General features: G+C 35.4%; 26 protein-coding genes and 1 riboswitch. Of the genes, 8 read left to right on the top strand and 18 right to left on the bottom strand.

Going from position 1 to position 22,388, the window contains the following annotated elements; genetic code table 11:
• Window positions 1-17: 17 nt before the first annotated feature.
• Both BME96_RS09255 and BME96_RS09250 read right to left on the bottom strand, forming a co-directional pair.
• Window positions 18-1,079, bottom strand: a complete 1,062-nt coding sequence (locus BME96_RS09255) for a M24 family metallopeptidase (protein WP_071648943.1) — start codon at window positions 1,077-1,079, stop codon at window positions 18-20.
• 116 nt (window positions 1,080-1,195) lie between these two features.
• On the bottom strand, window positions 1,196-1,696 hold the full coding sequence (locus BME96_RS09250) for a YqhR family membrane protein (RefSeq protein ID WP_019377923.1): 501 nt from the start codon (window positions 1,694-1,696) through the stop codon (window positions 1,196-1,198).
• A 258-nt stretch (window positions 1,697-1,954) separates the two neighbouring features.
• Between BME96_RS09250 and BME96_RS09245 the strand changes: the two genes are divergently transcribed.
• Window positions 1,955-2,329 carry an SA1362 family protein gene (locus tag BME96_RS09245; RefSeq protein WP_071648942.1) on the top strand — a complete coding sequence of 125 codons (375 nt, stop codon included), beginning with the start codon at window positions 1,955-1,957 and terminating at the stop codon, window positions 2,327-2,329.
• Between the two features lie 14 nt (window positions 2,330-2,343).
• On the opposite strand, the gene BME96_RS09240 is transcribed toward BME96_RS09245, so the two are convergent.
• From BME96_RS09240 to BME96_RS09230, 3 genes are all read right to left on the bottom strand, one after another.
• Window positions 2,344-3,240, bottom strand: a complete 897-nt coding sequence (locus BME96_RS09240) for a patatin-like phospholipase family protein (protein ID WP_071648941.1) — start codon at window positions 3,238-3,240, stop codon at window positions 2,344-2,346.
• Window positions 3,241-3,535: 295 nt separating this feature from the next.
• Entirely contained in the window at window positions 3,536-3,958 is a 423-nt protein-coding gene (mntR, locus tag BME96_RS09235; protein WP_019377926.1) for a transcriptional regulator MntR, read from the bottom strand.
• Window positions 3,959-4,306: 348 nt separating this feature from the next.
• Window positions 4,307-6,865: a vitamin B12-dependent ribonucleotide reductase gene (locus BME96_RS09230; RefSeq protein WP_071648940.1), complete on the bottom strand. Its 2,559-nt coding sequence runs from the start codon at window positions 6,863-6,865 to the stop codon at window positions 4,307-4,309.
• Window positions 6,866-7,266: 401 nt separating this feature from the next.
• Between BME96_RS09230 and BME96_RS09225 the strand changes: the two genes are divergently transcribed.
• The gene (locus tag BME96_RS09225) at window positions 7,267-7,641 is read left to right on the top strand and encodes a rhodanese-like domain-containing protein (protein ID WP_019377928.1); all 375 of its coding nucleotides are present in this window, start codon (window positions 7,267-7,269) and stop codon (window positions 7,639-7,641) included.
• A gap of 51 nt (window positions 7,642-7,692) precedes the next feature.
• Here BME96_RS09225 and gcvPB read toward each other — a convergent pair whose 3' ends face one another.
• From gcvPB to gcvT, 3 genes are read right to left on the bottom strand one after another with little or no spacing between them, the layout of a single operon-like run.
• Window positions 7,693-9,153 carry an aminomethyl-transferring glycine dehydrogenase subunit GcvPB gene (gene gcvPB, locus BME96_RS09220; protein ID WP_019377929.1) on the bottom strand — a complete coding sequence of 487 codons (1,461 nt, stop codon included), beginning with the start codon at window positions 9,151-9,153 and terminating at the stop codon, window positions 7,693-7,695.
• Window positions 9,146-10,495, bottom strand: coding sequence for an aminomethyl-transferring glycine dehydrogenase subunit GcvPA (gene gcvPA, locus BME96_RS09215; protein ID WP_071648939.1), 1,350 nt, complete (start codon window positions 10,493-10,495; stop codon window positions 9,146-9,148). The genes gcvPB and gcvPA overlap by 8 nt, the downstream gene beginning before the upstream one ends.
• A gap of 13 nt (window positions 10,496-10,508) precedes the next feature.
• Window positions 10,509-11,624 carry a glycine cleavage system aminomethyltransferase GcvT gene (gene gcvT / locus BME96_RS09210; RefSeq protein ID WP_071648938.1) on the bottom strand — a complete coding sequence of 372 codons (1,116 nt, stop codon included), beginning with the start codon at window positions 11,622-11,624 and terminating at the stop codon, window positions 10,509-10,511.
• Window positions 11,625-11,805: 181 nt separating this feature from the next.
• A riboswitch (glycine riboswitch) is annotated at window positions 11,806-11,914 on the bottom strand.
• A gap of 138 nt (window positions 11,915-12,052) precedes the next feature.
• Between gcvT and BME96_RS09205 the strand changes: the two genes are divergently transcribed.
• Window positions 12,053-13,720: a DEAD/DEAH box helicase gene (locus BME96_RS09205; protein WP_071648937.1), complete on the top strand. Its 1,668-nt coding sequence runs from the start codon at window positions 12,053-12,055 to the stop codon at window positions 13,718-13,720.
• Complete coding sequence (locus BME96_RS09200) at window positions 13,707-14,492, top strand: YqhG family protein (RefSeq protein WP_071648936.1); 786 nt, start codon at window positions 13,707-13,709, stop codon at window positions 14,490-14,492. The genes BME96_RS09205 and BME96_RS09200 overlap by 14 nt, the downstream gene beginning before the upstream one ends.
• A 24-nt stretch (window positions 14,493-14,516) precedes the next feature.
• Here the strand turns inward: BME96_RS09200 and BME96_RS09195 are convergent, their stop codons facing one another.
• Window positions 14,517-14,690 (bottom strand): YqzE family protein, encoded by a 174-nt coding sequence (locus BME96_RS09195; RefSeq protein ID WP_019377934.1) that lies wholly within the window; start codon window positions 14,688-14,690, stop codon window positions 14,517-14,519.
• Window positions 14,691-14,856: 166 nt separating this feature from the next.
• Between BME96_RS09195 and BME96_RS09190 the strand changes: the two genes are divergently transcribed.
• The 3 genes from BME96_RS09190 (at window position 14,857) to BME96_RS09185 (ending at window position 15,996) form a co-directional block, all read left to right on the top strand.
• Window positions 14,857-15,309 carry an ATPase, T2SS/T4P/T4SS family gene (locus BME96_RS09190; RefSeq protein WP_156035984.1) on the top strand — a complete coding sequence of 151 codons (453 nt, stop codon included), beginning with the start codon at window positions 14,857-14,859 and terminating at the stop codon, window positions 15,307-15,309.
• 77 nt (window positions 15,310-15,386) lie between these two features.
• Window positions 15,387-15,545: a YhjD family protein gene (locus BME96_RS19585; protein WP_156035982.1), complete on the top strand. Its 159-nt coding sequence runs from the start codon at window positions 15,387-15,389 to the stop codon at window positions 15,543-15,545.
• A gap of 253 nt (window positions 15,546-15,798) precedes the next feature.
• Window positions 15,799-15,996, top strand: coding sequence for a hypothetical protein (locus tag BME96_RS09185; protein ID WP_071648935.1), 198 nt, complete (start codon window positions 15,799-15,801; stop codon window positions 15,994-15,996).
• A gap of 63 nt (window positions 15,997-16,059) precedes the next feature.
• On the opposite strand, the gene BME96_RS09180 is transcribed toward BME96_RS09185, so the two are convergent.
• Both BME96_RS09180 and BME96_RS09175 read right to left on the bottom strand, forming a co-directional pair.
• A complete protein-coding gene (locus BME96_RS09180; protein ID WP_071648934.1) occupies window positions 16,060-17,028 on the bottom strand; it encodes a DNA/RNA non-specific endonuclease in 969 nt (322 codons plus the stop codon).
• Window positions 17,029-17,211: 183 nt separating this feature from the next.
• Window positions 17,212-17,427 carry a hypothetical protein gene (locus tag BME96_RS09175; protein ID WP_071648933.1) on the bottom strand — a complete coding sequence of 72 codons (216 nt, stop codon included), beginning with the start codon at window positions 17,425-17,427 and terminating at the stop codon, window positions 17,212-17,214.
• Between the two features lie 148 nt (window positions 17,428-17,575).
• On the opposite strand from BME96_RS09175, the gene BME96_RS19850 reads away from it, so the two are divergent.
• Window positions 17,576-18,007, top strand: coding sequence for a helix-turn-helix domain-containing protein (locus tag BME96_RS19850; RefSeq protein ID WP_071648932.1), 432 nt, complete (start codon window positions 17,576-17,578; stop codon window positions 18,005-18,007).
• A 111-nt stretch (window positions 18,008-18,118) separates the two neighbouring features.
• On the opposite strand, the gene BME96_RS09165 is transcribed toward BME96_RS19850, so the two are convergent.
• From BME96_RS09165 to BME96_RS09140, 7 genes are all read right to left on the bottom strand, one after another.
• Window positions 18,119-19,309, bottom strand: coding sequence for an abortive infection system toxin AbiGii family protein (locus tag BME96_RS09165; protein WP_231478689.1), 1,191 nt, complete (start codon window positions 19,307-19,309; stop codon window positions 18,119-18,121).
• Window positions 19,310-19,445: 136 nt separating this feature from the next.
• Entirely contained in the window at window positions 19,446-19,640 is a 195-nt protein-coding gene (locus BME96_RS09160; protein ID WP_071648930.1) for a hypothetical protein, read from the bottom strand.
• Window positions 19,641-19,885: 245 nt separating this feature from the next.
• Window positions 19,886-20,725, bottom strand: a complete 840-nt coding sequence (locus BME96_RS19845; RefSeq protein WP_071648929.1) for a peptidoglycan-binding protein — start codon at window positions 20,723-20,725, stop codon at window positions 19,886-19,888.
• Window positions 20,725-20,982, bottom strand: a complete 258-nt coding sequence (locus BME96_RS09150; RefSeq protein ID WP_071649990.1) for a holin — start codon at window positions 20,980-20,982, stop codon at window positions 20,725-20,727. Before BME96_RS09150 ends, BME96_RS19845 begins: the two co-directional genes overlap by 1 nt.
• A 30-nt stretch (window positions 20,983-21,012) precedes the next feature.
• Window positions 21,013-21,354 (bottom strand): hypothetical protein, encoded by a 342-nt coding sequence (locus BME96_RS09145; RefSeq protein WP_071648928.1) that lies wholly within the window; start codon window positions 21,352-21,354, stop codon window positions 21,013-21,015.
• 86 nt (window positions 21,355-21,440) lie between these two features.
• A complete protein-coding gene (locus BME96_RS19575; protein ID WP_156035980.1) occupies window positions 21,441-21,599 on the bottom strand; it encodes a hypothetical protein in 159 nt (52 codons plus the stop codon).
• 136 nt (window positions 21,600-21,735) lie between these two features.
• Window positions 21,736-22,380 carry a hypothetical protein gene (locus BME96_RS09140; RefSeq protein WP_071648927.1) on the bottom strand — a complete coding sequence of 215 codons (645 nt, stop codon included), beginning with the start codon at window positions 22,378-22,380 and terminating at the stop codon, window positions 21,736-21,738.
• Window positions 22,381-22,388: the final 8 nt, after the last annotated feature.

The raw sequence follows: 22,388 nt of genomic DNA, 5'->3' as shown, positions 1-22,388 counted from the left end.
TTACATGTGTATTGTTTCTATAGTTGGATGAGTTCTTTTGGAGCTAAAGTTAAACGCTCATTACCTTCCTCTTTTATCAGAATATCATCTTCTATTCTGCAACCACCAACATTAGGTATGTATATACCCGGCTCCACTGTTACAACCATTCCGGTCCTCAATTTATCGTTTGTTCTATAAGATAGTCCTGGAGCTTCATGTACCTCCATTCCTAGTCCATGACCTGTTGAATGTCCAAAATACGCTCCATACCCTTGTTCTGTAATATAATCCCTTGTTAAAGCATCCGCTTCTTTACCAGTTATACCAGCTTTTATCCCATTTACCCCTCTAAGCTGTGCTTCCAACACTGTATTATATATTTCACGCAATTTATCACTAATTTCCCCAACAGCTAAGGTCCTTGTTATATCTGAACAGTACCCATTATATAACGCTCCATAATCTAACGTAACCAATTCTCCTGACTGGATTACCTTATCTGAAGCAACACCATGGGGAAGTGCGGAACGTAAACCAGATGCTACAATAATATCAAAGCTTGAAGATGTAGCACCTTGTTTTCTCATATAGAACTCTAATTCATTTGATATATCAATTTCTTTTACGCCAGGTTTTATAAAAGCTTGAATATGCTCAAATGCATCATCTGCAATTTTTGCAGCCTGCTTTATAATTTGTACTTCTTCCTCTGTCTTAATCAAGCGCAAATCTTCAACTAAACCACTCATTGGGATCAATTCCACATCAAAGGTACTTTTATACGTCTCAAACTGGCTATAAGTTACATGATCTTTTTCAAAGCCAAGACGCTTTATCCCCATGTTGCTAAGCTGATCTTTTATTTCCAATTCGATTGGTTGCTTATGCTCAATGACATCAAAGCCCTTTGCTTGTTCATTCGCTTGCTCCATATAACGGAAGTCCGTAATGAATTTGGTATCATTTTGACCAACAAGCGCAACCCCAGCTGTACCTGTAAAACCAGTAATATATCTTCTGTTAAAATCGCTTGTTATTAAAATACCATCTAAATTGTTGCCTTCTAAGGCTTTTTTTAAATTCTTTAGTTTATCCATTCTCCCTTTCCTTTCTATAACATTGTTATAAGCACGTTCATCTGCCAAGCGGATGTTTTTAGTTTATCATATTCACGTACTTTTGAATAATCATTACACTACAAGACACGGGAATTTTATCCATTTGCTTCTCTCATTTTAGTATCATAATAATCGTATGATATGGAATAACCAACAAAAGAACCATAGATGACAAACAAACAAATAGTGGAAACAATAGTATGATTAGTGAGCTGAGATAGCTCAGGAATATTTGGGAAAATAGGTTGAAATAAATAAAAACAAAGCCCCCAAAGTATTATACCAAACAACACCCCAGCCCATAAAGAATATATTTTTCTTAGTAAGCCATAATAACACATTGCAATTAATACAGATAGTATACCAAGCAGCAATATTGCAATAATGTTTCCCAGCCACTTTTCCGTCCATTCTTCTGTTACCCACGACCGAAGAACATATGATTTAGGAGACACTTCTGAAAAATTAAAGTAATACATCACCATCCCAAGACTTCCGAATAATAGCCCACCAATAAAGCCTGTTAGAAGTGAACGAGATAATAAAGACATAGGTTCTTCACGTTTGTTTTGTTCCAGCTTTTTTTCTTCCTGCATAAAAAACACCTCCGCGTTTAGTATTGCCAATTTGGTTAAAAAAACGCATAATTTACTTATTCATAAACTGGTTTCGTCTACCTAATTGTAGTAAAATTAATTAAGTATCAATGAATAAAATTTACCAATATGGGAAGAATTTTAACTAATAACGAGATATTTTTATATTTTCCGCCTAAAAATAGGGTAGAAAAATCAAAATAGTGGTATACAGTTTATAGGTGCTATTATTACCTTGGAGAGAGGAGGATCAATCTAATGGCTCGTAACAAAATATCTATTATTATGTATTTAATCATTTCATTAGCAGCTGTTGGGTTAGTATCACAAATTTTCACTAATACAAAAAGCTTTTTAACCAATATACTTGTTATGCTTGGTTTCGGTATAGCAATGTTTGCGGTTATCTACTTTATCTTTCTCAAGAAAAAGGCTCCCTCAAACGATATGAAAAAATATAAAAAAGCGGTCAAACAATCAAAAGCTAAATATAAACACAATACACCAGTGAAATCCACTCACACAAAAAAACAAGTACTTAACCCTTCAAAGCGTAAACCGAATAAACGTGCTTCTCACTTAAAAGTAATTGATGGGAATAAAACAAAAGAAAAGGACCGAGCATCATTTTAATTGCTCGCTCCTTTTTATTTTGGCCAAAATCTAAGAAACTTTTCTGCATGTTCTCTTCCATCTTGAATTAACCTTCTTTTCGTTTCATTATTAATATGTAAGTTAGTGGCATGTTGGTTCTCAACTGGGATAGTAATAATATTATTATTTTCTGATTTTGATATATATCTTGTATCATGTGCTTGTTTCATCGTAGAAAAAAGCGCGTAAAACATATCAATTGCATTATTAATAGAATTTGTCTCCTCTAATTGAGGCTTTTTTACTTCTTCTAATTTTATTCCTAGTACAGGTCGTTGATTTATTTCTCTCTCTTTTTCGAAAATCCATAAAGGAAAATTACTTAACAATCCTCCATCCACAATTAAACTTTTTCTGGAAGTCAAGTTTGGTATTTGTTTAGGCATGAAAAAGTATGGAAAACCAGCACTCATCCTAATCGCTTTTGAAACCGGAAAATAATCTGGATTAATATCATAAATTCGCTTTAAATCATCTGGTATAACGACTAACTTACCTAGGGAAATATCACTGACTACAATTTTAAGGGTTTCAAGGTGGAGATCTTTAAACGTATATACATTTTTGTTTGCTAAATGTTCGTACAACCATGCTTCTAATATATCTCCTTTATTTATTCCTAACTTAAAATAAATGTAGAACCATTTGCTTAACGGAAAAATCTTTGTGATTACAGGAGGATCAATAAATTTCGTTAATTCCAAGTTTGAAATAAGTTCGAATATCTCTTTATTCTTATATCCAGCTGCTATAAGCGCTGCAACAATCGCTCCTGCTGAAGTACCTGCACATCTTCTAATTTCCAATCCTTTATTCTCCATACTTTCCAGCACGCCAAGAAATGCATAGGCTTTTATTCCACCACCAGAAAAAACCGCATCAACCTCCAAAATAACACCCCATTTCAAAAATTCTTTGCTATACAGCTATATAGCTTTTTAAAATTTTTAGAACATTTTTCATGGAAGTAGTTCATTTCGAAGGTTATCTTGCTCTGCTGCTGACTTACTAGTTCTTTGCTGCTAATTAAAGTTTCCTGCGTCAGATTTTCCCACACTATTTCGCAGTTCTATCCTATACTGAATATACCAGCTAATGATTGTACTCCGGCATTGCAATAGAACCAATATTTTCTTCAAAAAATAAAAAACATACAATGTATTATCATTGTATGTTAATGGCTATTCATTGATCTTCTTCTTTCATGTGATACTCTCGTAAAGCATCTACTCTAGCTGGGTCTTCTTTAAAATAGTTGACTAAATCTCCAATACGATCAATGGAATTCCAGCTAAGATGATGTTCAATACCCTCTACATCTTCGTAGATATTCTCTTTGTCTACTCCAATAATTTCAAGGAAATCTTCTAACAACTCATGACGAAATACCAATCGTTCACCTATTTTTTCTCCTTGAGCCGTAAGAACAAATCCTCTATATTTTTCGTAATTAAGATAATCGTCCTTGTCCAATTTTTGAATCATTTTTGTAACTGAGGAAGGGTGGACTTCAAGTGCTTCTGCCAGTGCAGATACCCTTGCATATCCTTTTGACTTCATTAGGTTATATATTTGTTCAATATAGTCTTCCATACTTGGTGTCGGCATTAGTTTCTCCCCTCATTTCATTAATTATTATTTGGTTATCGGATAAAGTTTAAACGTGCATAATTATCATCCATCTAATATGAATGAACGTATAATGAAGCAAAAAAGTTGGCGTGTTTTAAAATAGGTCGTGTGAATTTGGTTAACTTCCTTCACAGTAAAGAAGTGTTACTTATACATCTGTTGTAGTTTGTTCAACAGTACCTATAAGAAATTTTCTCTATACAATTATAAAGAATCTTTTTTTATCTTGCGCAACTTTGTTTCTATCCTAAAGCATACAGGAACATTTAGTATTAAACAAGGAAAAAGAAAGCAACCTCTCTGGCTACTTTCTTTTTTGAAGATTTACAAACCACATTTAAGTTGGGCTCCACAACTTGTGCATGTATTACATCCTCCGATGTCTTCTACACTTCCATTTCGGCATACTGGACATGTATCCCCTACCTCTGAACCTATTGTTACATTTGTTTTATCAAGTTCTTGAATCGTATCCATTAAAACTACTTTAGGGCGCTCAGTTTCCGGGAAGAGCTCTGTTTGTTCACCGAATGTATTCTCTTCTGCTTTAAGTGTTAAGACTTGGGTATCTCGACTGCCATCCACATAGACAGTTCCGCCCTTAGCCCCGCCTTTATAAAGTCTGCGATATACATTCTCTACTTGATCAACTGAATAACCTTTCGGTGCGTTTACTGTTTTAGAAATAGAGCTATCAACCCACCGCTGAATAACACATTGTGTATCAGCATGTGCTTCTGGTTTTAGGTCCATTGCAGTAACAAACCATGCAGGTAGGTTATTTGAATCCTGTTCTGGATGCTTGTCCAAGTATTCTTGTACGATATCCGCCTTTACTTCGATAAACTTACCTAACCTGCCACTGCGGTAATAGGAGAAGGAAAAATACGGTTCAAGGCCCGTAGATACACCCACCATTGTTCCCGTACTACCTGTTGGAGCCACTGTTAGTAAATGAGAGTTTCGAATCCCATGCTCCAAAATACCATTTCTTATATCCTCTGGCATTTGTTTCATATAACCTGTATTAATAAATGCTTTGCGTAAATCTTCTGTTTCCTCTCTTGTACTTCCTGTTAAGAAAGGAAAACTCCCCTTTTCTTTTGCCAGTTCGATTGACTCTCTATAAGCAGTAGTGGCAATTATTTCAAAGATCTGATCTACTAATTTATTACCTTCCTCTGAACCATATTCTGTCTCACAATAAATTAATAGATCATGTAACCCCATAACACCTAAGCCTACACGTCTTTCTCCTAATGCTTGCTTCTTATTTTCCTCCAAAAAATATGGTGTCGCATCTATGACATTATCCTGCATCCTCACACCGGTTCTAACTGTTTGCTTTAATTTTTCAAAATTAACGTTCTTTGTTTCTTTATTTGCCATCTGAGCTAAATTTACAGCAGCCAAATTACAAACAGAGTAAGGAGCCAATGGTTGCTCACCACATGGATTTGTAGCCACAACCTGATCACCATATGCTTTTGCATTTGTCATATCATTTGCATTATCAATAAAGAAAATACCTGGCTCAGCTGAATAGGTTGCACAAATATTAATAAGATTCCATAATTCTGTAGCTTTTATACGACGGTAAACACGAACTCCGTAGCCCATTTCTTCCCATTTACGTACATCACCAATTTCATGCCACTTGTTATTATATGCTTCCATTTCTTCATTGGTATAGCTTTCTACATCTGGAAAACGTAAATCATACATAGTATCATTTTCTACTGCTTCCATAAATTCCTTTGTCAAACAGACGGAAATATTAGCACCAGTAAGAAATTCAGCGTTATGGACAGAGTATGTTCCACCTGTTCTTAATTTATCTTCAGCTTCCCTAATAGCAGCTTGGGTGAACCCTCCCAAACCTGGTTGGTTACGATAATTTACAATTCCTTGATACAAATCCATTTCTGTATCTGTTAACGGGGTAAAATTCAGTTTTTCCTTAGCAAGACGCTTAATTTGTTCATCTTGAGTGTTTTCAATTAAATAACGTAAAATACGTGGGTTTTGCATTTTAGAAATAATAAACTCAATAATATCAGGGTGGGAATCAACAAGCATAATCATTTGCGCTCCACGACGTGACCCTCCCTGTTCTACTAAATGCGTTAATTTAGCAATGTCATCCAGCCAGGAAACAGAGCCGGACGATTTACCATTCACTCCTCGTGCTAATGTATTCCTTGGACGAAGAGTAGAGCCATTCGTTCCTACCCCGCCGCCTCTGCTCATTATCTCCATTACTTGTTTTCTATGGTCGGAGATACCTTCACGAGAATCTTTAATATATGGCATTACATAGCAATTAAAATAAGTTACATCTGTATTTGCTCCTGCTCCATATAAAACCCTGCCTGCAGGTATGAAATTCATGTCCGTTAATTCTCTATTAAACTGCTGAAACCATGTCTGTTGCTTCTCAGTTGTTTGTTCCACGCTGGAAAGCCCTTTAGCATTTCGCTTTGCGATTTGTTCATAAAAAATCTCCAGCGGCTTGTCTATGACATCCAGACTCCGTTTAACAATACCGGACTTAGCTTCCTCTTCATTATCTAAGATGGAAACAAATTCTGCATCTACTTTAATCTCAGCCTCTTTTTCTATCCAATTGACAGATTTTACAAAACCATAACCTCTTGCAGGAAACTTAGGGTCTGCTTTTACTGTCAAAACTACAAAATCCCCAGCTTTTAAAGTTCTCTTTTCTGTATCTTTATATGCATATCTATCAAGCATAACAAGTCTGGAAACCCCTTGATGACTAAGCTGCATTTCTTCTGTGATTGGGTGGACTTGCGGAAATAACCGAATGTCCTCATTTAGTTGTTCAACATTTATTCCTGTTTGATCAATAACAGTAGGCATTTAATCGCTCCTTTTACTACTACATTTGACTGTCTTAAGTAATTAATTCGCTAGTAATACATTACCACATTCGGTCTATCATAAACAATATATTGAGAAGAATTCTTTAAAAAATACTATATGTTGGGCTTTTCGATTTTTGTCAAGCAATGAAAAGAGGTGAAATTACTAGCAAATAAAAGCCTAAGTAAGATTTTGATTAAAATCTCCTGCGAAACCAAGAATTTTGTGGTTTGCATTAATAAGTTATGTAGGTTTTTGTCACCAACATAGTATAAGATTTTCTTTGTAAGAAAAGCAACTCTAAAGAAACTTACAAAGATCCTTGGGAAAAGCTTTGAAAAAATATTAGATTAAGCATATAATAGATATGAAATAATTGTAGTGACGGGGGAAGAATGATGGAGTTTTTAATAATAGCGATCGTTGCATTGGCAGCGTTTAGTATTTTTAGGTATTTTCGCCAGCGCACATTTTTAAAGACCTTAACGGAAGATCAGTTTCGTGAAGGATATCGAAAAGCACAGTTAATAGACGTGCGGGAGCCACAGGAATTTGATCGTGGTCATATATTAGGGGCCAGAAATATCCCTGTAACTCAAATGCGGCAACGCCTGATTGAAATCCGTAAAGATAAACCAGTATACTTATACTGTCAAAGTGGATCAAGATCTGCGAGAGCAGCTCAATTACTTAATAAAAAAGGCTATGAGGATATAAACCAGTTAAAAGGCGGCTTTAAAAAATGGACTGGTAAAGTAAAAACTAAGAAATAGAAAAAAGTTCCTAAGTAACTCTTAGGAACTTTTTTTCTATTTTATTCTCGATTATTTACCATAATAACGCAGTATTGGTTTTCTGGCAGCAGTTGTTTCATCCATTCTTTTGACTATTGTATTGTGCGGGGCTTCTTGAACTAACTCTGGGTTATGTTCAGATTCGTCTGCAATCGAAAGCATTGTATCAATAAACCCATCTAACGTTTCCTTTGACTCTGTTTCTGTTGGCTCAACCATTAAAGCCTCTTCCACATTTAATGGGAAGTAAATAGTTGGTGGGTGATATCCATAGTCCAACAAACGCTTAGCTATATCTAACGTCCGCACCCCTAACTTTTTCTGTTGCTTACCTGACAATACAAACTCATGTTTACAATGTTGTGGATATGGAAGCGTATATCTTTTCTCTAATTTTCTCATCATATAATTTGCATTTAGTACAGCATACTCACTAACCTTTTTCAGTCCTTCAGCACCCATTGTCCGAATATAAGTATACGCCCGGAGGTTAATACCGAAATTACCATAATACGGCTTCACTCTTCCAATGGAATGAGGTCGATCATAATTAAAGATATATTGATCTTCTTTTTTAGTTAAAATCGGTTTAGGTAAATAAGGTTCCAACTCTTTAGAAACCCCAACTGGCCCAGAGCCTGGTCCTCCTCCACCATGTGGTCCGGTAAATGTTTTATGAAGATTTAGATGAACCGCATCAAATCCCATGTCTCCAGGGCGGGTGTAACCCATGATGGCATTCAGATTTGCTCCATCATAATATAATTTACCTCCTGCAGTATGGACGATTTCAGCCATCTCCATAATTTCAGTTTCGAATAACCCTAACGTATTTGGATTAGTCAGCATTAACGCAGCAGTATCCTTACCCACCACTCTTCTTAAATCCTCTAAGTCTACTAAACCTTTTTCATTTGATTTAACTGTTATTGCTTCAAAGCCAGCCACGGTAGCTGATGCTGGATTTGTTCCATGAGCAGAATCCGGGACGATTACCTTGGTACGCTCCATATCTCCATTTGCTTCATGATAAGCACGAATCATCATTAAAGCGGTCCATTCTCCGTGTGCTCCTGCTGCAGGCTGAAGGGATACCTCATGCATTCCTGTTATTTCCTTTAAAGAAGTTTGCAGATCATAGAGCATCTCCATAGCTCCTTGAACACTATTGGCATTTTGATAGGGATGAATATGACTGAAGCCATCAAGTCTTGCTACATCCTCATTAATTTTAGGGTTGTACTTCATCGTACATGAACCTAACGGATAAAATCCTGAATCGACTCCATAATTTCGATTGGAGAGTCCGGTATAATGACGGATGATGTCCAATTCGCTTACCTCTGGCAATTCAGGAGCAGATTTACGAATATAAACTTCTTCCATTTCTTGATCAATGTCGTAATCTGGTACATCTAATTCTGGTAAGCTATAACTTGTTCTTCCTTCTCTGCTTCGTTCAAAAATTAACGGAAAGTCCTGATTAGCCATTTATATCCCCCAATTCTTTTACAAAAGTTTCTATTTCTTCTTTTGTACGAATTTCTGTTACTGCGATTAGCATATGACCTTGTAGTTCTGGATAAGCCTGCTCCAGATCATAACCTCCAATTATCTTCTTCTCCAACAAACCAGTATTTACTTCTGCTACTGATTTATCCAGTTTAATGACAATCTCATTAAAATAAGCTCCGTTGTTTACTACGGGAATTTTTGCTTTCTTCAGTAATTCTTTAGCATAACGGGTCTTTTGCATATTCATCACAGCCATTTTCCTTAAACCATGCTTTCCAATTGAACTCATAGCAACAGAGCTCGCTAATGCATTCAAAGCTTGATTGGAGCATATATTAGAAGTGGCTTTATCTCTTCTAATATGTTGCTCCCTTGCTTGCAAGGTTAATACAAATCCACGAACGCCATCTTCATCTACAGTTTGACCAACAAGACGACCCGGAACCTTTCTCATGAGTTTCTCGGTGGTAGCGAAATAACCACAATGTGGTCCACCATATTGTGCTGGAATGCCAAAAACTTGTGTGTCACCTACTACAATATCTGCTCCGAAATCTCCTGGTGGCGTCAAATAACCTAAAGCCAATGGATTGCTGGAAACAATAAACATCGTTTTCTTTTGTGTACTGATTAACTCTTTAACTTTTTCCAAAGGTTCAATTTGACCAAAGAAATTAGGATACTGTAAAACAACACTTGCTGTATTTTCATCGAGTTCTTTTTCAAGCTGTGCGAGATCCGTCAATCCATTTTCAAAGTCTATTTCCACAATTTCTAAATTTGGTCCTTTGGCATAGGATGCAATAACAGCCCGTGATTCTGGATGAACTGCTTTAGAAACAAGTATCTTTTTCTTTTTTGTTTGTGCAGCACTTAGGTTAACAGCTTCAGCTAGGGCAGTACCTCCATCATACATAGAAGAGTTCGCCACAGCCATACCAGTAAGTTCTGATATCATTGTCTGAAATTCAAATATTGCTTGTAACTCTCCTTGTGAGATTTCAGGCTGATAAGGAGTATATGCCGTATAGAATTCAGAACGTGAAATGATATGATCCACGACAGATGGAATAAAATGATCATAAACCCCAGCGCCTAAAAAGGAACTATATTCTTTCAAATTGGCATTTCTTCCAGCCATTTTTGAAAGTTCTTTCATTAAATCAGCCTCATTGGCAGGTTTTTTTAGGTTTAACTCTTGCTGCATACGTAATTGACTTGGAATATCTGAGAATAACTCATCTGTAGAACGAATTCCTATTGTATTAAGCATTTCCTGCTTATCAATCTCGGTCATTGGTAAATAACGAAATTCCATCCCGGTTTCCCCCTTATTTCACTCGTTTATAAAATGGAGTTTTAATAATCTTAGCTTTTAATTTTCTCTTTCTAACTTGAACAGTTAATTCTGTACCTTCTTCTGTATAACCTTTTTCAACTAATGCCAGACCTATATTCTTATTTAACGTTGGTGATTGGGTACCTGAGGTTATAAAGCCAATAGACCGGTCATCAACTAACACTTCGTAACCATGTCTAGGTATTCCTTTATCAATCATTTCAATCCCTACTAGCTTTCTCTTTGGACCATTTTCCATTTGATTTTTCAGTACTTCTTTTCCAATGAAGTCAGCCTCTTTATTCGGTTTTATAGCAAAAGTTAACCCGGCTTCCACTGGGGAAATATCTTTAGATAGCTCCTGGCCATACAACGCGAGATTTGCTTCAAAACGCAGTGTGTCTCTTGCACCAAGACCAATTGGCTGCACACCCTCTTTTTCCCCGGCCTGAAGAATCAACTTCCATAGATCCCTGCCATGTTCCTTCTTAATATAAATTTCAAAACCATCTTCTCCTGTATAACCTGTTCGTGACACAAGGGCAGGTGTGGTAATACCATGGAAATACACTTCTTTTTCGAAGCGGAAGAATTTAATCTCTGACAAATCGAAATCCGTAATAGATTGAAGTACTAATTCTGCCTTAGGTCCCTGTAGAGCTAATTGGACGTAAAAAGCAGATGTATTTTCAATGCTTATTTCATCGTCACTGTAGCCATTATTTTTTACCAGCCATTCATAATCTTTTTCAGTATTTGCTGCATTCACTACTAATAAATAATGGGAGTCCTCTATCATATAGATAAGAAAATCATCGACTGTACCGCCATCCTCGTAACACATAAACGTATACTGTGCTTTATTAGGTACAAGTTTAGATACATCATTGGTTACCATTTGCTGTAAAAACTCTAAACTTTTTGGTCCTTTTACTTCAATTTCTCCCATATGAGATACATCAAATAAACCAGCTGTTGTTCTAGTAACCTCGTGTTCTTCTTTTATACTGGAAAACTGTACTGGTAAGTCCCAACCTCCAAAATCAATTGTCTTTGCCCCATGCTTTTCATACTCGGGGAATAAAGGTGTTCGCTTCAAATCACTCATTTCCCACTCTCCCATCTAAATTTTCTGATTCTTTAAATAAAAAAAGAGATCTCACTGATATTCAATGAAATCTCTGTCCTTAAACCAGAAAGTTGCATACCTGTAGCTTTTCTAAGTAAACACTACAAATACTTGCTTCGTGGGTGGCTTCCCGATTACTAGTAAGCGCTCTCCAGAGGTGCGTCCTACAAGAGTCTTTTTGCCTGAGAGATTCACAATTGTTTGCTCCTTCGGCGTTACGGCGGAATTAATTCGCTTTCTTTCCCCATAATCTCTCCCCTTGTAATCATTCGCTTTTATGAAATATTGAAAGTTGGTTATACTATGTAACAATATCATGAAAGATCTACTCACTTTTATAAAATCATTATAGCATAGAAGTAACCTTTTGTATTAATAATCTAACTTTTTATAAAGGAAGAATGTAAATGAAATCTATTGAACTTCAGAGGGATACACAATTTATTATGGAGTTACAAAAGAAGCTAAATAATAGTGATTATACTTCCACTTGGGATTTATTTTCACTTACGTACGACGCAGAGTTGACCAGGATGGCACCTGCTTTCACAGGCTTAAGAGCCTTAGATTACCTACCGCAGATCACGTTTATGAAACATCAAATAGAATGTGCAGAGCAGGTTATTGAGGATATGAATGGCCGCGCCATTTTAGCAGATGAAGTTGGTTTAGGTAAGACGATTGAAGCTGGTTTAATCTTGAAGGAATATATGATACGAGGTCTTGTAAAAAAAGCTCTAATTCTTGTGCCTGCCTCTCTAGTTAATCAATGGGAAAGAGAATTGAATGAAAAATTCTATATACCTGCTATAGCACACCGTAAAAACTACGGTTGGGAACATGGAGAAATCATAATTTCTTCTATTGACACTGCAAAAAGATCCCCACATAGAGAAGAAATCTTGAATATTGACTATGACTTCATTTTGATTGATGAAGCTCACAAGCTTAAAAATCATAAGACTAAAAATTTCTCTTTTGTACGTTCACTTAGAAAAAAGTACTGTCTTTTATTAACAGCAACTCCAGTGCAAAATCAACTTATAGAGATTTTTAATTTAGTATCCATTTTAAAGCCTGGACATTTAGGAAATTATGAATCCTTTCTAGAAAGATACGGAAAAGATAGAACAAAGATTAAAGAGGACATTTATCTTAAACAACTAATACAAAAAGTAATGGTCAGGAACACTAGAAAAGAAACATCACTCAATAACACAAAAAGAAATATTGAAACAGTATGGGTACAGTTTAGCGATGAAGAAAGATCTGTATATAAGGAGCTTGAAAACAGTAAATATTCCTTGCCTGCATTTTCCAAGATTACCTATTTAAGAGAAATTTGTTCCTCCAGAGAAGCTTGCTTCTTGTCATTAAATAAACTGGAAGAAGAAAACAAAGATTACTCTACTCTAGATCTGAAACACATCATCCAGAAGATCGAACAGCTTCCACACCATACAAAAGCAGTAAAAGTGATTGAACTAATTAAACAAATTGGTGATGAAAAAGTAATTATTTTCACAGAGTATAGAGCAACACAGCTTTATCTTCAGTGGTATTTACAACAATACGGAATTACATCTGTACCTTTCCGAGGCGGATTTAAGAGAGGTAAGAAAGACTGGATGCGTCAATTGTTTCAAAATCATGCCCAAGTTTTAATAGCTACAGAAGCTGGTGGAGAAGGGATTAACCTTCAATTCTGTAATTACATGATCAATTATGATTTACCTTGGAATCCAATGCGGCTTGAACAACGGATCGGGCGCGTTCATCGATATGGACAAACAAAAGACGTGCATATTTATAACCTCGCTATAAAAGGAACCATCGAAGAACATATTATGAAATTACTATACGAAAAAATTAATTTATTTGAACAAGTAATTGGGCAATTGGATGATATTCTTGCCGAATTAGATATTAAAGACATGGAAAAAGAAATACAAACAATATATTCGGAATCAAGAACGGTTGGAGAAGCGAAAATAAAAATAGATAATTTGGCTTCCATAATCCAACAAAATCAGCGGTTAAGTGAAGGCGAGGTAGATCAGTTTGGCAGTTACTGATTTAAATAAATTTCTAGCAACCTTTTTTTCAGCGAAACGTTGTACTATCGTTGAAAATAAGGATGGAGTATTAACTGTCCAATTGACGGAAGAAATGGACAGAGCCCTAATGAATCGGCCCTTTTATTGGCACTATATTAAAAAAATGGGTAACCAAGGAGACCCCATGCAATTAACCCTTGTTACAAATCCTAATAAAAAAGAGGTCAAAGGAGAATGGATTCATTTTGGAAGTCCAAGATTACAACAAATTATGAATTATTTAAACCAAAATGAAAAATACACTAAGCTTTTTCAATCCATGAACGTGGAAAGCAATACACCTCTTTACCCTTGGTTGATTACCAATATCAAAGTTAGTTATAAAGGAAAACACAAAAAAGATGAATTAATTTCGATCGGGCTTCATTTAGTTAATGGTTCCATGAAAGTAGAAATGATGAAAGAGCTTTCATCTGTTCCCTTGCAACAGTTGATTCCAGATTATTGCTATACCATCTCTCCAATGATTAAGCTGGATAGCGGGTTTAAAAGAATAGAGCGGGTTATCGATGATTATATTGAAAGACAAACGCATGATTGGGCTGAGGAGTCTATTCATCTTTTAAAGAAGGAAATGACTTTATTACAACACTTTTACAGTAATGACGACGAAGAAAATAGTGAACAACAGATGGAAAAAGAATTGAAGGAAATCAAAAACAGATATAATCCAACTATAACTTATCAAGTCATAAACGGTGGATTGTTTTATTTATCTCCTGCTCTTTAGATAAAAAGGATAGCCTAGTATCGGCTATCCCTTTTTTCTCCACGTACGATATGCAAAAGGCAGTATTCCAAACCATCTGTTGGCAACAATTTTGTTACTCTTTTTCTCATTATGTTTTTTCTTTCTCTCTTCTGGGGGCAAGTCAATATAGGATACAATTTGCTCAGTCATAAATTTCAGATAATCGTTTCCGGACATTGAGTACACACCTCTCTTCTTTGTTCTATTTTTAACAAAACAAGAAAAGTCTATTCTATTTAATAACAAGAACAAATTTTTTGTATTAATTTTCTAAAAAAGAAGGAGAAAGGAAGATCGTGTCGAATAAACTATATATTAGTCGTTAAAAGGAGGTGAATAACCTTTGGATGATGCTACAACAATATCTGATAAACTCTTGCTGCATGCCTTTGATGTGGAGGCGTCGGATATTCATTTTTCTCCTTTCCCCGATCGCGTTGATATATATTTACGTATCCATGGAAGAAGAATGTTTTACAAATCCATCCTTCCTTCACAATATCAAGTATTAATTACTTTTTATAAATTTACTTCTGGCATGGATATTGGAGAAATCAGAAAGCCTCAAAATGGTACCATACTTTATAAAGTACATCCTCAAGAATATTCTCTACGTTTATCTACACTCCCGGTTAACCAAAGCGAAAGTTTAGCAATTCGTATTCTCCCCCAACAACAAAAGATGACATTAGATCAACTCTTTCTTTTCCCTAACCAACTAACAAAAATTAAAAATTGGATATCAAACCGATCTGGCATCATTCTGTTTACTGGTCCGACTGATAACGTATTATAAATACAACTTATTAAATAAATTGATAAAACTTTTTTAATCACATATAATAAGAACAAACGTTCTTAAAGGGTGGTTATATGGACCAACAAATAAAAGAGTATATCGCTTTGTCATTAGCCATTAATGTATTTAAGCATGATCGACCTTTGTTTAAAGGCTGGTCAATGGCTAATTTGTACCTTAGCAAGATAGATCATGTAGTTGAGCAGATGCAGAATGATTTTAACCAAATGTGAGATGTAAATACTACAACAGGGTCAGAAAGCTGGAGAACGCTTATATAATTGATGGTCGAAAGTACACTTTTACAAGCGAGCAATTGAAGGAAATGACTGCTGAGGTTGCGAGTAGATACATGTCTGGAGACAAGGCTACGGATTTTGAATTAAATAATTTTATCCCATATACAGATAATCCTTATACTAATTAAACTAGATGCCCCCTTTTAGCTATGATATACGAATATAGCTTAAAGGAGGCTATTTTATTATGAAGATAAAGAGTCATTTAGTGAGTTTAACTGAATGGAGATATTGGGAGGAATATGAAAATCACGAGTGGCTTGGAGGTGCTACGTCTTACCTAGGATATGATGCTTATAGTGATACACCTAGTAAGGAAGAATGTGACCGAATATGCAAGAAAATGTCAGGTGAAGTAAAAATTTATAATATGAAAAGCAGATAAACAAAAGCCTAATTCCTCTGTAAGCGTTAAGAGAAATTAGGCTCAATATGTTTCACTAGAGTTTTACTCGCCTACCATGCCGTCACCATCGCGGTCATCCATATACTGGTATAACCAATGATCGCTTGTTATTGGCATACTAAAACCTGCAGCTTTTGCTTCACTAATTGTCACCTTACCATTACCATTTGTATCTACACTTGAGACATCACCTTCAGAGTTTGAACCCGTGGAATTGGAAGGCTCTTTGGAAGGTTCACTATCTGTTAAACCGAGTGACTCGTTTACTTCATCCGGGTTAACATTGTCATATGTATCAACGATCTCGTTCCCCATTAAAGTATAAGTATACTGATAACTTGAAGGTATCTGAGTTTCCGTATCCGGGTAAGTAATAATTGCTTCAAAATTAGTTGCTCCACCTGCATCACGGATTGCACGTTCCATATAAGCTACATCACCGTTTCGATTGAGCGTACTATCTTGTGGGGTTATATTATAAGCATTAGATACCCCACCGAGAGAATCAGCAATGACATGGCCTTCATCTAAAACATCACTTTCGACACCAGGGACTTTTGCTTCGTCAGAATAGTATCTGCCAGACGATAATACAGGTTCGCTATTGTCATCCTGTAAAATAATTTCATCCGCAATAATACGTACTAATTGTCCGTATTCATTAGTAAAAGCCCAATATTCTCGGTCTCCAAAACCAATATCAACAACCACTTTGGATTCACGATGACCAGACAAATCTCCACCATCGACTTCAATAAGATCGTATCCCTGGAACTGTTCATCATCTGTTTCACTTTCTTCAGCAACTGCAGTGGTGGATTCCTCGTCTTTGCTATTTACTTTTTCTTCTTCTGGTTCTGATTCTTCAGCCTGTTCTTCATCGGTATTAACTGTAGTTTCTTCTTGTGGTTTTGTTGGTTCCTCTGCACCAGATGCATCTTCTACGTCGGTACAACCAACCATAAAGATGATCGTAATAAGTAACATTAAATAGTTTAATTTCTTTTTCATTTTAAGACTCCCTTATAACCGTTTTATGGTAATTATTTCTAAATATATTATACAGTAGATACAAATAATTATGGGAGTTTAATTGATTTTTCTACCTTTTTTATGTTATTTTTGTTTTTATCTAATTGCGACTTAATCAAACCATTCACTCGTAATGCTGTCTACTAGTAACTCTATCTTGCATTATGCACTCACTCCATTTCTAATCGGTCCAGCTGAAAGGATATTATCTAATTTGAAAGTGCGCACTTTCTTACGGTAATAACAATAAGCTAAGATATGATCATCATGTACCTCCAGCACTCTAACAAAACGCTGTGTGACTTGATTTTCGCTATCAATATAAAAGATGATTAGCTTTTGTTTGGTGCTTACTGATTTAGATAATAGACCATTCATGCTTTTACCTCCCGGAACGTTTGTTTTCATTCATTATATACGAACAGTTGTTCTTTTTCAATCGTTTTTATGTTAAAGAAGGATTTTGGAAATATTTGACGAATATCTCTATAAATGTATTGAAGGACCAGACTTGGAGGATGATAAAATGAATATACATAGATACATGACACCCAATGAAGCTGCTTATCGCTGGGGAATAAATCAAGAAACCGTTATGACTAAATTGAATTCTTCTCTTCACCAAGAAGATATAGACACTTTTATTAAGAACGGATTAATAAAGTTTTTTGCAATAAATGATGGTACGAAAAAAGAATGGATAATCACAGAAGAAGCTATGGAAAGATGGTTTGGAGAATTGGAATTCAAAATCTGGGTAAGAGAAGGTTATGAAATTAAAGAAATTAAATCTCAAGGTAATTTACATGAGTTTGAAGTAGTAAAAGGAAGCGAGGTTGTTGCTACTATAGCTCCAGCTGATGTATATGATATGGAAATGATTAAAGCTGATCTTGATGATGGTGATGACGTCAATGGTTGGGATGATGGGAAAGGTAATACTATAAACGTTGATTAGTTATAAAAGCGCTCTGTTTCCGCAGAGCGCTTTTTAAGGCAATGTATTCGCAAATTCTTTTTCAGAAAGCACCAGTTTGCTTAATACACAAAGTAATTAGAATAAGAAAGATTATGTTAGTGTTTCTTTAACAAAGTATTTTTCCTTAAAAACTTTATCTGCTCCTGGAACCAGTGTAACTTTAACCAATTCTCCATCTTCCATGTCACGAGCTTTTCTTCTCATTTTTTCGATATTCTTCATCTTAAGGCAATTATAAGTTGTCTCTACTTTTTCTAAAGGGATGACAGCGTCAAAAAGCTCAATTCTAGCATCTTTGCCAGTGGCGGTCACTTTTAAACCCAAACCCTTTTGATTTTTAGGTTCAAATACTTGAATTAAGTCAAGCAATGCTTTTCTTTCAGTGCAATCAACCTTGACATCTTTTATCGTTTTTTGAACAGGTTTGTCTTCTACAATACTCTCCAATATCTGAATGCTTTCCCAATCTTCTTTATCAAACTTTTCAGGGATACGAAACTTAACATCAAAATTCTTTTCTAAACTAAGAAGACGGTTTATCAGCCTATACTCTCCTTCTAACTTTTCTAGGCTACCGTTAAATTCGAATTTGTTTGCAACAATAAAGTCTGTATCTGTTTGTAAATTTTTAAATATAAGCGAGCCTTTCTTTTCTGACACAGTTTTGAAAAAGGACAAAAGAGAATAATTTGCATCTAAATCCCGTTGTAAATCCGGTTTTATTTTTATATCAATTTTAACATTAGGTTTCCCCAAGCGAAATTGAAGGGCTACATGAAGCTTTGAGTAAACATGCTTGCTGTTATCTAACGTATATAAATTATTTCTTCTATCAACATCACATATATTTAGCTCAAGATAATCCAGTAGAGTTATTTCTTTACAATCTGATTCACTTTTTAATGACACCTTCAAACCCATCGGTTTAGGGAGAGGATCGGGAGCAATGACCCACTTCCACTCTTTTATGGCTTCATCAAATTCAGGCGTGGGGACTTCATTTTCTCCAAGCCATGCTTGAAAAGAAAGCATATTGATTTCAATATCTTCTTGTTTTATGTACGCTTCATCAAGAAGCTGGTCGAAATCTTTAGATTTATCTTTTTTAATCTTAAATTTTCCCCTATAAGAAAGGGGATATTTCTCTCTTGCTTCCTGGGTTAGTGGTTCATGTTCGAAAATATAGCGATCTCCCAATTGAACAGGTTTATAGCGATAATGGGGATAGAGAGGATGTGTAGTTCCTGCCATGTCAGTAACTTGTTTCAATAACTGGGCCATTCCCTCGTAATCCCCTTCTTGATTCAATCTTGCTATTTCATCATAAATAGAGATGGAAATATTTATTGTTGAATTCTGAACCGCAATATTATCATTGCCTTTTTGCTTAATATAATAGCCCTTCCTTTCTTCCATTTTATTCTCCTTTATTACGTTTTTTATTATTATAAATGTTAAGGGTAGAATCCATCATCGCTTTATTACTATCACCTTTTTGGGAAATAACCTTTTTTGTTTTACTCTTATTAATTAATTTATATGCAGCTCCCCCGACTATTACTGTACCGACCACACCAGCAATAACACTCCAAATGAAATTTGTCAGTTCCATAGATTCACCTCAATTCATCTTTTATTAATATCCTGTTCTAATTTGAGATTTCATTCAAAAATATGACCTATTATTGTATATAAATTAATTCTACATTTTAATTGTACCAAACTTTTCCACAAATTATCAGACTAAATCGGTTTTTTTATAGAAAATGGATTAAAAACTAATCCAACTAAATATAAAGAAAGAGATGGCCACCATTAGTGATAATTACACCAACGCGACATCTCTTTTATGTTTTCCTATTTAAACAAATGTTTAAACGTTACTGGACCTACTCGACCATCAACAACTAAACTTTCTGCTTCTTGGAACTCTCTTACTGCTGCTTCACAGCCACTACCAAAAATACTGTCTAACCCTTTTGGATCATAACCTTTACAGTATAACAATGCTTGGATAATCCAAGTAAGTCTGCCTTTTGCTCCTGGGTAAACAATGATACTTGCATTTTCTGTCTTAGGACCCCAAACACCATCTTTAACCAAACCTCTGTCAAACTGTTTATTTAATTCCGTTTGATATGCTTTAAGAAGCGCTTTTCTCGTTTTAGGCCCATCATAGCCATCTACTCTTAATCCTGCATTATAATACTTGTTGGCATAGATCTGTATCTCTTTTATGATAACTTTACTATTACCATAACTTGGTTTAGATGGTTTGCTACTGGAGACGTTAGGCATCTGCAAATGAGGATAGTCTTTGAAGCTTTTCCAATCCCCTCCCCACTCAAAACCAAGTGACTTACCAATAGCTGCAGCTCGTCTCCATTTTTTATCTACTTTCCAGATGGCATCTTGGCCATCATCTGAAACAATAAAGAAGTCTACTGCAGTACCGTAATTATGGATAGATTGACCAGGCTTCGCATTGGTTACAATGTTACCTGGTGTCGTTCTACCCTGATCATATAATGCTTGCTGTCTTGCATAGGAGCGATAACCTTCACTGATCTGTACGTAGATTCCTTCCTTATATGCTCTTTTAATCAATTCTAAAGCTTTATCGCGTACTACTGGATGAGTACCCTTGTCCATGTTTCTATTTGATCTGTCTAATAAAGTTTGTAGTGATACTGTCATTATTTAGTCACTCCATTTCTCTTTTTAAATAACTCAAATAATCCTGTTCCAGCTAGTCCAGCGAATCCTCCCGCCCATAACCTCAATACGAGATCCATGTCGGTAAATGGGTAAGCTGCAGCACCTATTAACAATCCGATAACTAAACTAATACCTGGTAAGATGTTCTTAGGTAATTTAACCGATCTCTTAACACCTTCCATTAATGCTGCGACTACTGGCATAATAACTGTGGCAAAAACTAATACTTGTTTCATAACTTCATTTTCCATAGATAATTCCTCCTCTTAATTAGCTAAATAAGTCAAAATAAAACCCGACATGGAAATAGCAAGAGCAATCCACGCGGGCAAATTTTTAAAAGTATTTTCACGTTGTTTAATGATTTTTTCTACATCCTCCTTACTAGCTTTTGAGCTGACCTTGGTTTGTAAATGTCCAATATCTTTTTCGTTGGATTCAGAGCGACTATCTGCTTCTTTGGCAATGTCATAGGTCTCATTAATTTTATCTTTCATGTCCAATAAACTATCTAATTTTCCATTTTGTTCAGCCAGAGAGACTTTAACATCCATCAGAACCGTCATAAATTCTTTCATGTCCTCCACTTCCTTCGCTGTTTGTGTCATCCTCGACCCCCTAACGTCCTGACGTAAAACTCTTTTTGTGCAAAGAAAAAGCACCTCATTAAAAGGTGCTCCTTACTTGAATTAAATTATGCTTTTTTTTTAAAATACATGAAACTGTATAAAACAGCCGTAATAGCGATCAATAGCCACATTTCTGCGGGCATTGCACTAATTATGATATTGATTACCATAATTATATTGTCCAGTATAGCCGTTGTTATTTCTTCGGCGGTCAAACCTAACATTGAATCCCTCCTTTACCTTTTATATCGGTTATAAGGAAGGAGTTTAAAACATAAAAATAACCCCTATGGATGGCAAGGGGAATTGCAGGCTCCCCGGTTACATATAAAAAAGCACCCGGTTAGGAGTGCCTTAAAATTAATTAATAGATTTCTTTTGATGAAAGTACACTTTGTTTTTACTAAAGACTAATATATCTATATGTCCTCCGCATGGATGATAGCCATCAATAGTTTCCTCATTAATGGAAGTTTCAACAATTTTTTCTGCAAATTCAATGGAATCTTTTAGGGGAAACTGATCAAAATCAATATCTACATCAGTGTATAATTCATCAACCTTGCTATGGTCTCCCCTCCATATAGCACCAAAAATAATTGAACCATTATTATAATTATTTCTAACATACTTATCTTCACAAATTGTATATACACTCGGAGTATCTTTATCATAGCCCGAAGCTATAAAACAAACTTTTGAACCAGAATTAACCAATAAAAACTCATGTAGTTTTCTACTAACGTCCTCTACAGTATCATTTTCTTGAATATACTTACTTTCTAATTCCGCAATTAATACGGCTATAGGAATTGATTTAATGTGAGTTTCTCCATGATAACTTATTGCTACATTTCTTTTTGTCAGTTGTAATATTTTAAATTCATTCTCTCGCTCACAATATTGATGTTTTTTACCATCAGGATATTGTATAGTAGTTGTCACTCTACTATCCGCAGCCATTACTATGCCTTCGGGAACAAACACACATGATAGTATCGTCATAAATATCC

Source organism: Virgibacillus halodenitrificans (assembly GCF_001878675.1).
In the GTDB taxonomy this organism is placed as follows: domain Bacteria; phylum Bacillota; class Bacilli; order Bacillales; family Amphibacillaceae; genus Virgibacillus_Q; species Virgibacillus_Q halodenitrificans.
This window is presented reverse-complemented; position numbering and strand designations above follow the sequence as displayed.

Bases quoted from the DNA above. Each gene is read 5' to 3' on its own strand.
- BME96_RS09255 (WP_071648943.1), bottom strand. From the start codon at position 1,079: ATGGATAAACTAAAGAATTTAAAAAAAGCCTTAGAAGGCAACAATTTA.
- BME96_RS09250 (WP_019377923.1), bottom strand. From the start codon at position 1,696: ATGCAGGAAGAAAAAAAGCTGGAACAAAACAAACGTGAAGAACCTATG.
- BME96_RS09245 (WP_071648942.1), top strand. From the start codon at position 1,955: ATGGCTCGTAACAAAATATCTATTATTATGTATTTAATCATTTCATTA.
- mntR (WP_019377926.1), bottom strand. From the start codon at position 3,958: ATGCCGACACCAAGTATGGAAGACTATATTGAACAAATATATAACCTA.
- BME96_RS09230 (WP_071648940.1), bottom strand. From the start codon at position 6,865: ATGCCTACTGTTATTGATCAAACAGGAATAAATGTTGAACAACTAAAT.
- BME96_RS09225 (WP_019377928.1), top strand. From the start codon at position 7,267: ATGGAGTTTTTAATAATAGCGATCGTTGCATTGGCAGCGTTTAGTATT.
- gcvPB (WP_019377929.1), bottom strand. From the start codon at position 9,153: ATGGCTAATCAGGACTTTCCGTTAATTTTTGAACGAAGCAGAGAAGGA.
- gcvPA (WP_071648939.1), bottom strand. From the start codon at position 10,495: ATGGAATTTCGTTATTTACCAATGACCGAGATTGATAAGCAGGAAATG.
- gcvT (WP_071648938.1), bottom strand. From the start codon at position 11,624: ATGAGTGATTTGAAGCGAACACCTTTATTCCCCGAGTATGAAAAGCAT.
- BME96_RS09205 (WP_071648937.1), top strand. From the start codon at position 12,053: ATGAAATCTATTGAACTTCAGAGGGATACACAATTTATTATGGAGTTA.
- BME96_RS09195 (WP_019377934.1), bottom strand. From the start codon at position 14,690: ATGTCCGGAAACGATTATCTGAAATTTATGACTGAGCAAATTGTATCC.
- BME96_RS19585 (WP_156035982.1), top strand. From the start codon at position 15,387: ATGGACCAACAAATAAAAGAGTATATCGCTTTGTCATTAGCCATTAAT.
- BME96_RS09185 (WP_071648935.1), top strand. From the start codon at position 15,799: ATGAAGATAAAGAGTCATTTAGTGAGTTTAACTGAATGGAGATATTGG.
- BME96_RS09180 (WP_071648934.1), bottom strand. From the start codon at position 17,028: ATGAAAAAGAAATTAAACTATTTAATGTTACTTATTACGATCATCTTT.
- BME96_RS09175 (WP_071648933.1), bottom strand. From the start codon at position 17,427: ATGAATGGTCTATTATCTAAATCAGTAAGCACCAAACAAAAGCTAATC.
- BME96_RS19850 (WP_071648932.1), top strand. From the start codon at position 17,576: ATGAATATACATAGATACATGACACCCAATGAAGCTGCTTATCGCTGG.
- BME96_RS09165 (WP_231478689.1), bottom strand. From the start codon at position 19,309: ATGGCCCAGTTATTGAAACAAGTTACTGACATGGCAGGAACTACACAT.
- BME96_RS09160 (WP_071648930.1), bottom strand. From the start codon at position 19,640: ATGGAACTGACAAATTTCATTTGGAGTGTTATTGCTGGTGTGGTCGGT.
- BME96_RS19845 (WP_071648929.1), bottom strand. From the start codon at position 20,725: ATGACAGTATCACTACAAACTTTATTAGACAGATCAAATAGAAACATG.
- BME96_RS09150 (WP_071649990.1), bottom strand. From the start codon at position 20,982: ATGAAACAAGTATTAGTTTTTGCCACAGTTATTATGCCAGTAGTCGCA.
- BME96_RS09145 (WP_071648928.1), bottom strand. From the start codon at position 21,354: ATGACACAAACAGCGAAGGAAGTGGAGGACATGAAAGAATTTATGACG.
- BME96_RS19575 (WP_156035980.1), bottom strand. From the start codon at position 21,599: ATGTTAGGTTTGACCGCCGAAGAAATAACAACGGCTATACTGGACAAT.
- BME96_RS09140 (WP_071648927.1), bottom strand. From the start codon at position 22,380: ATGACGATACTATCATGTGTGTTTGTTCCCGAAGGCATAGTAATGGCT.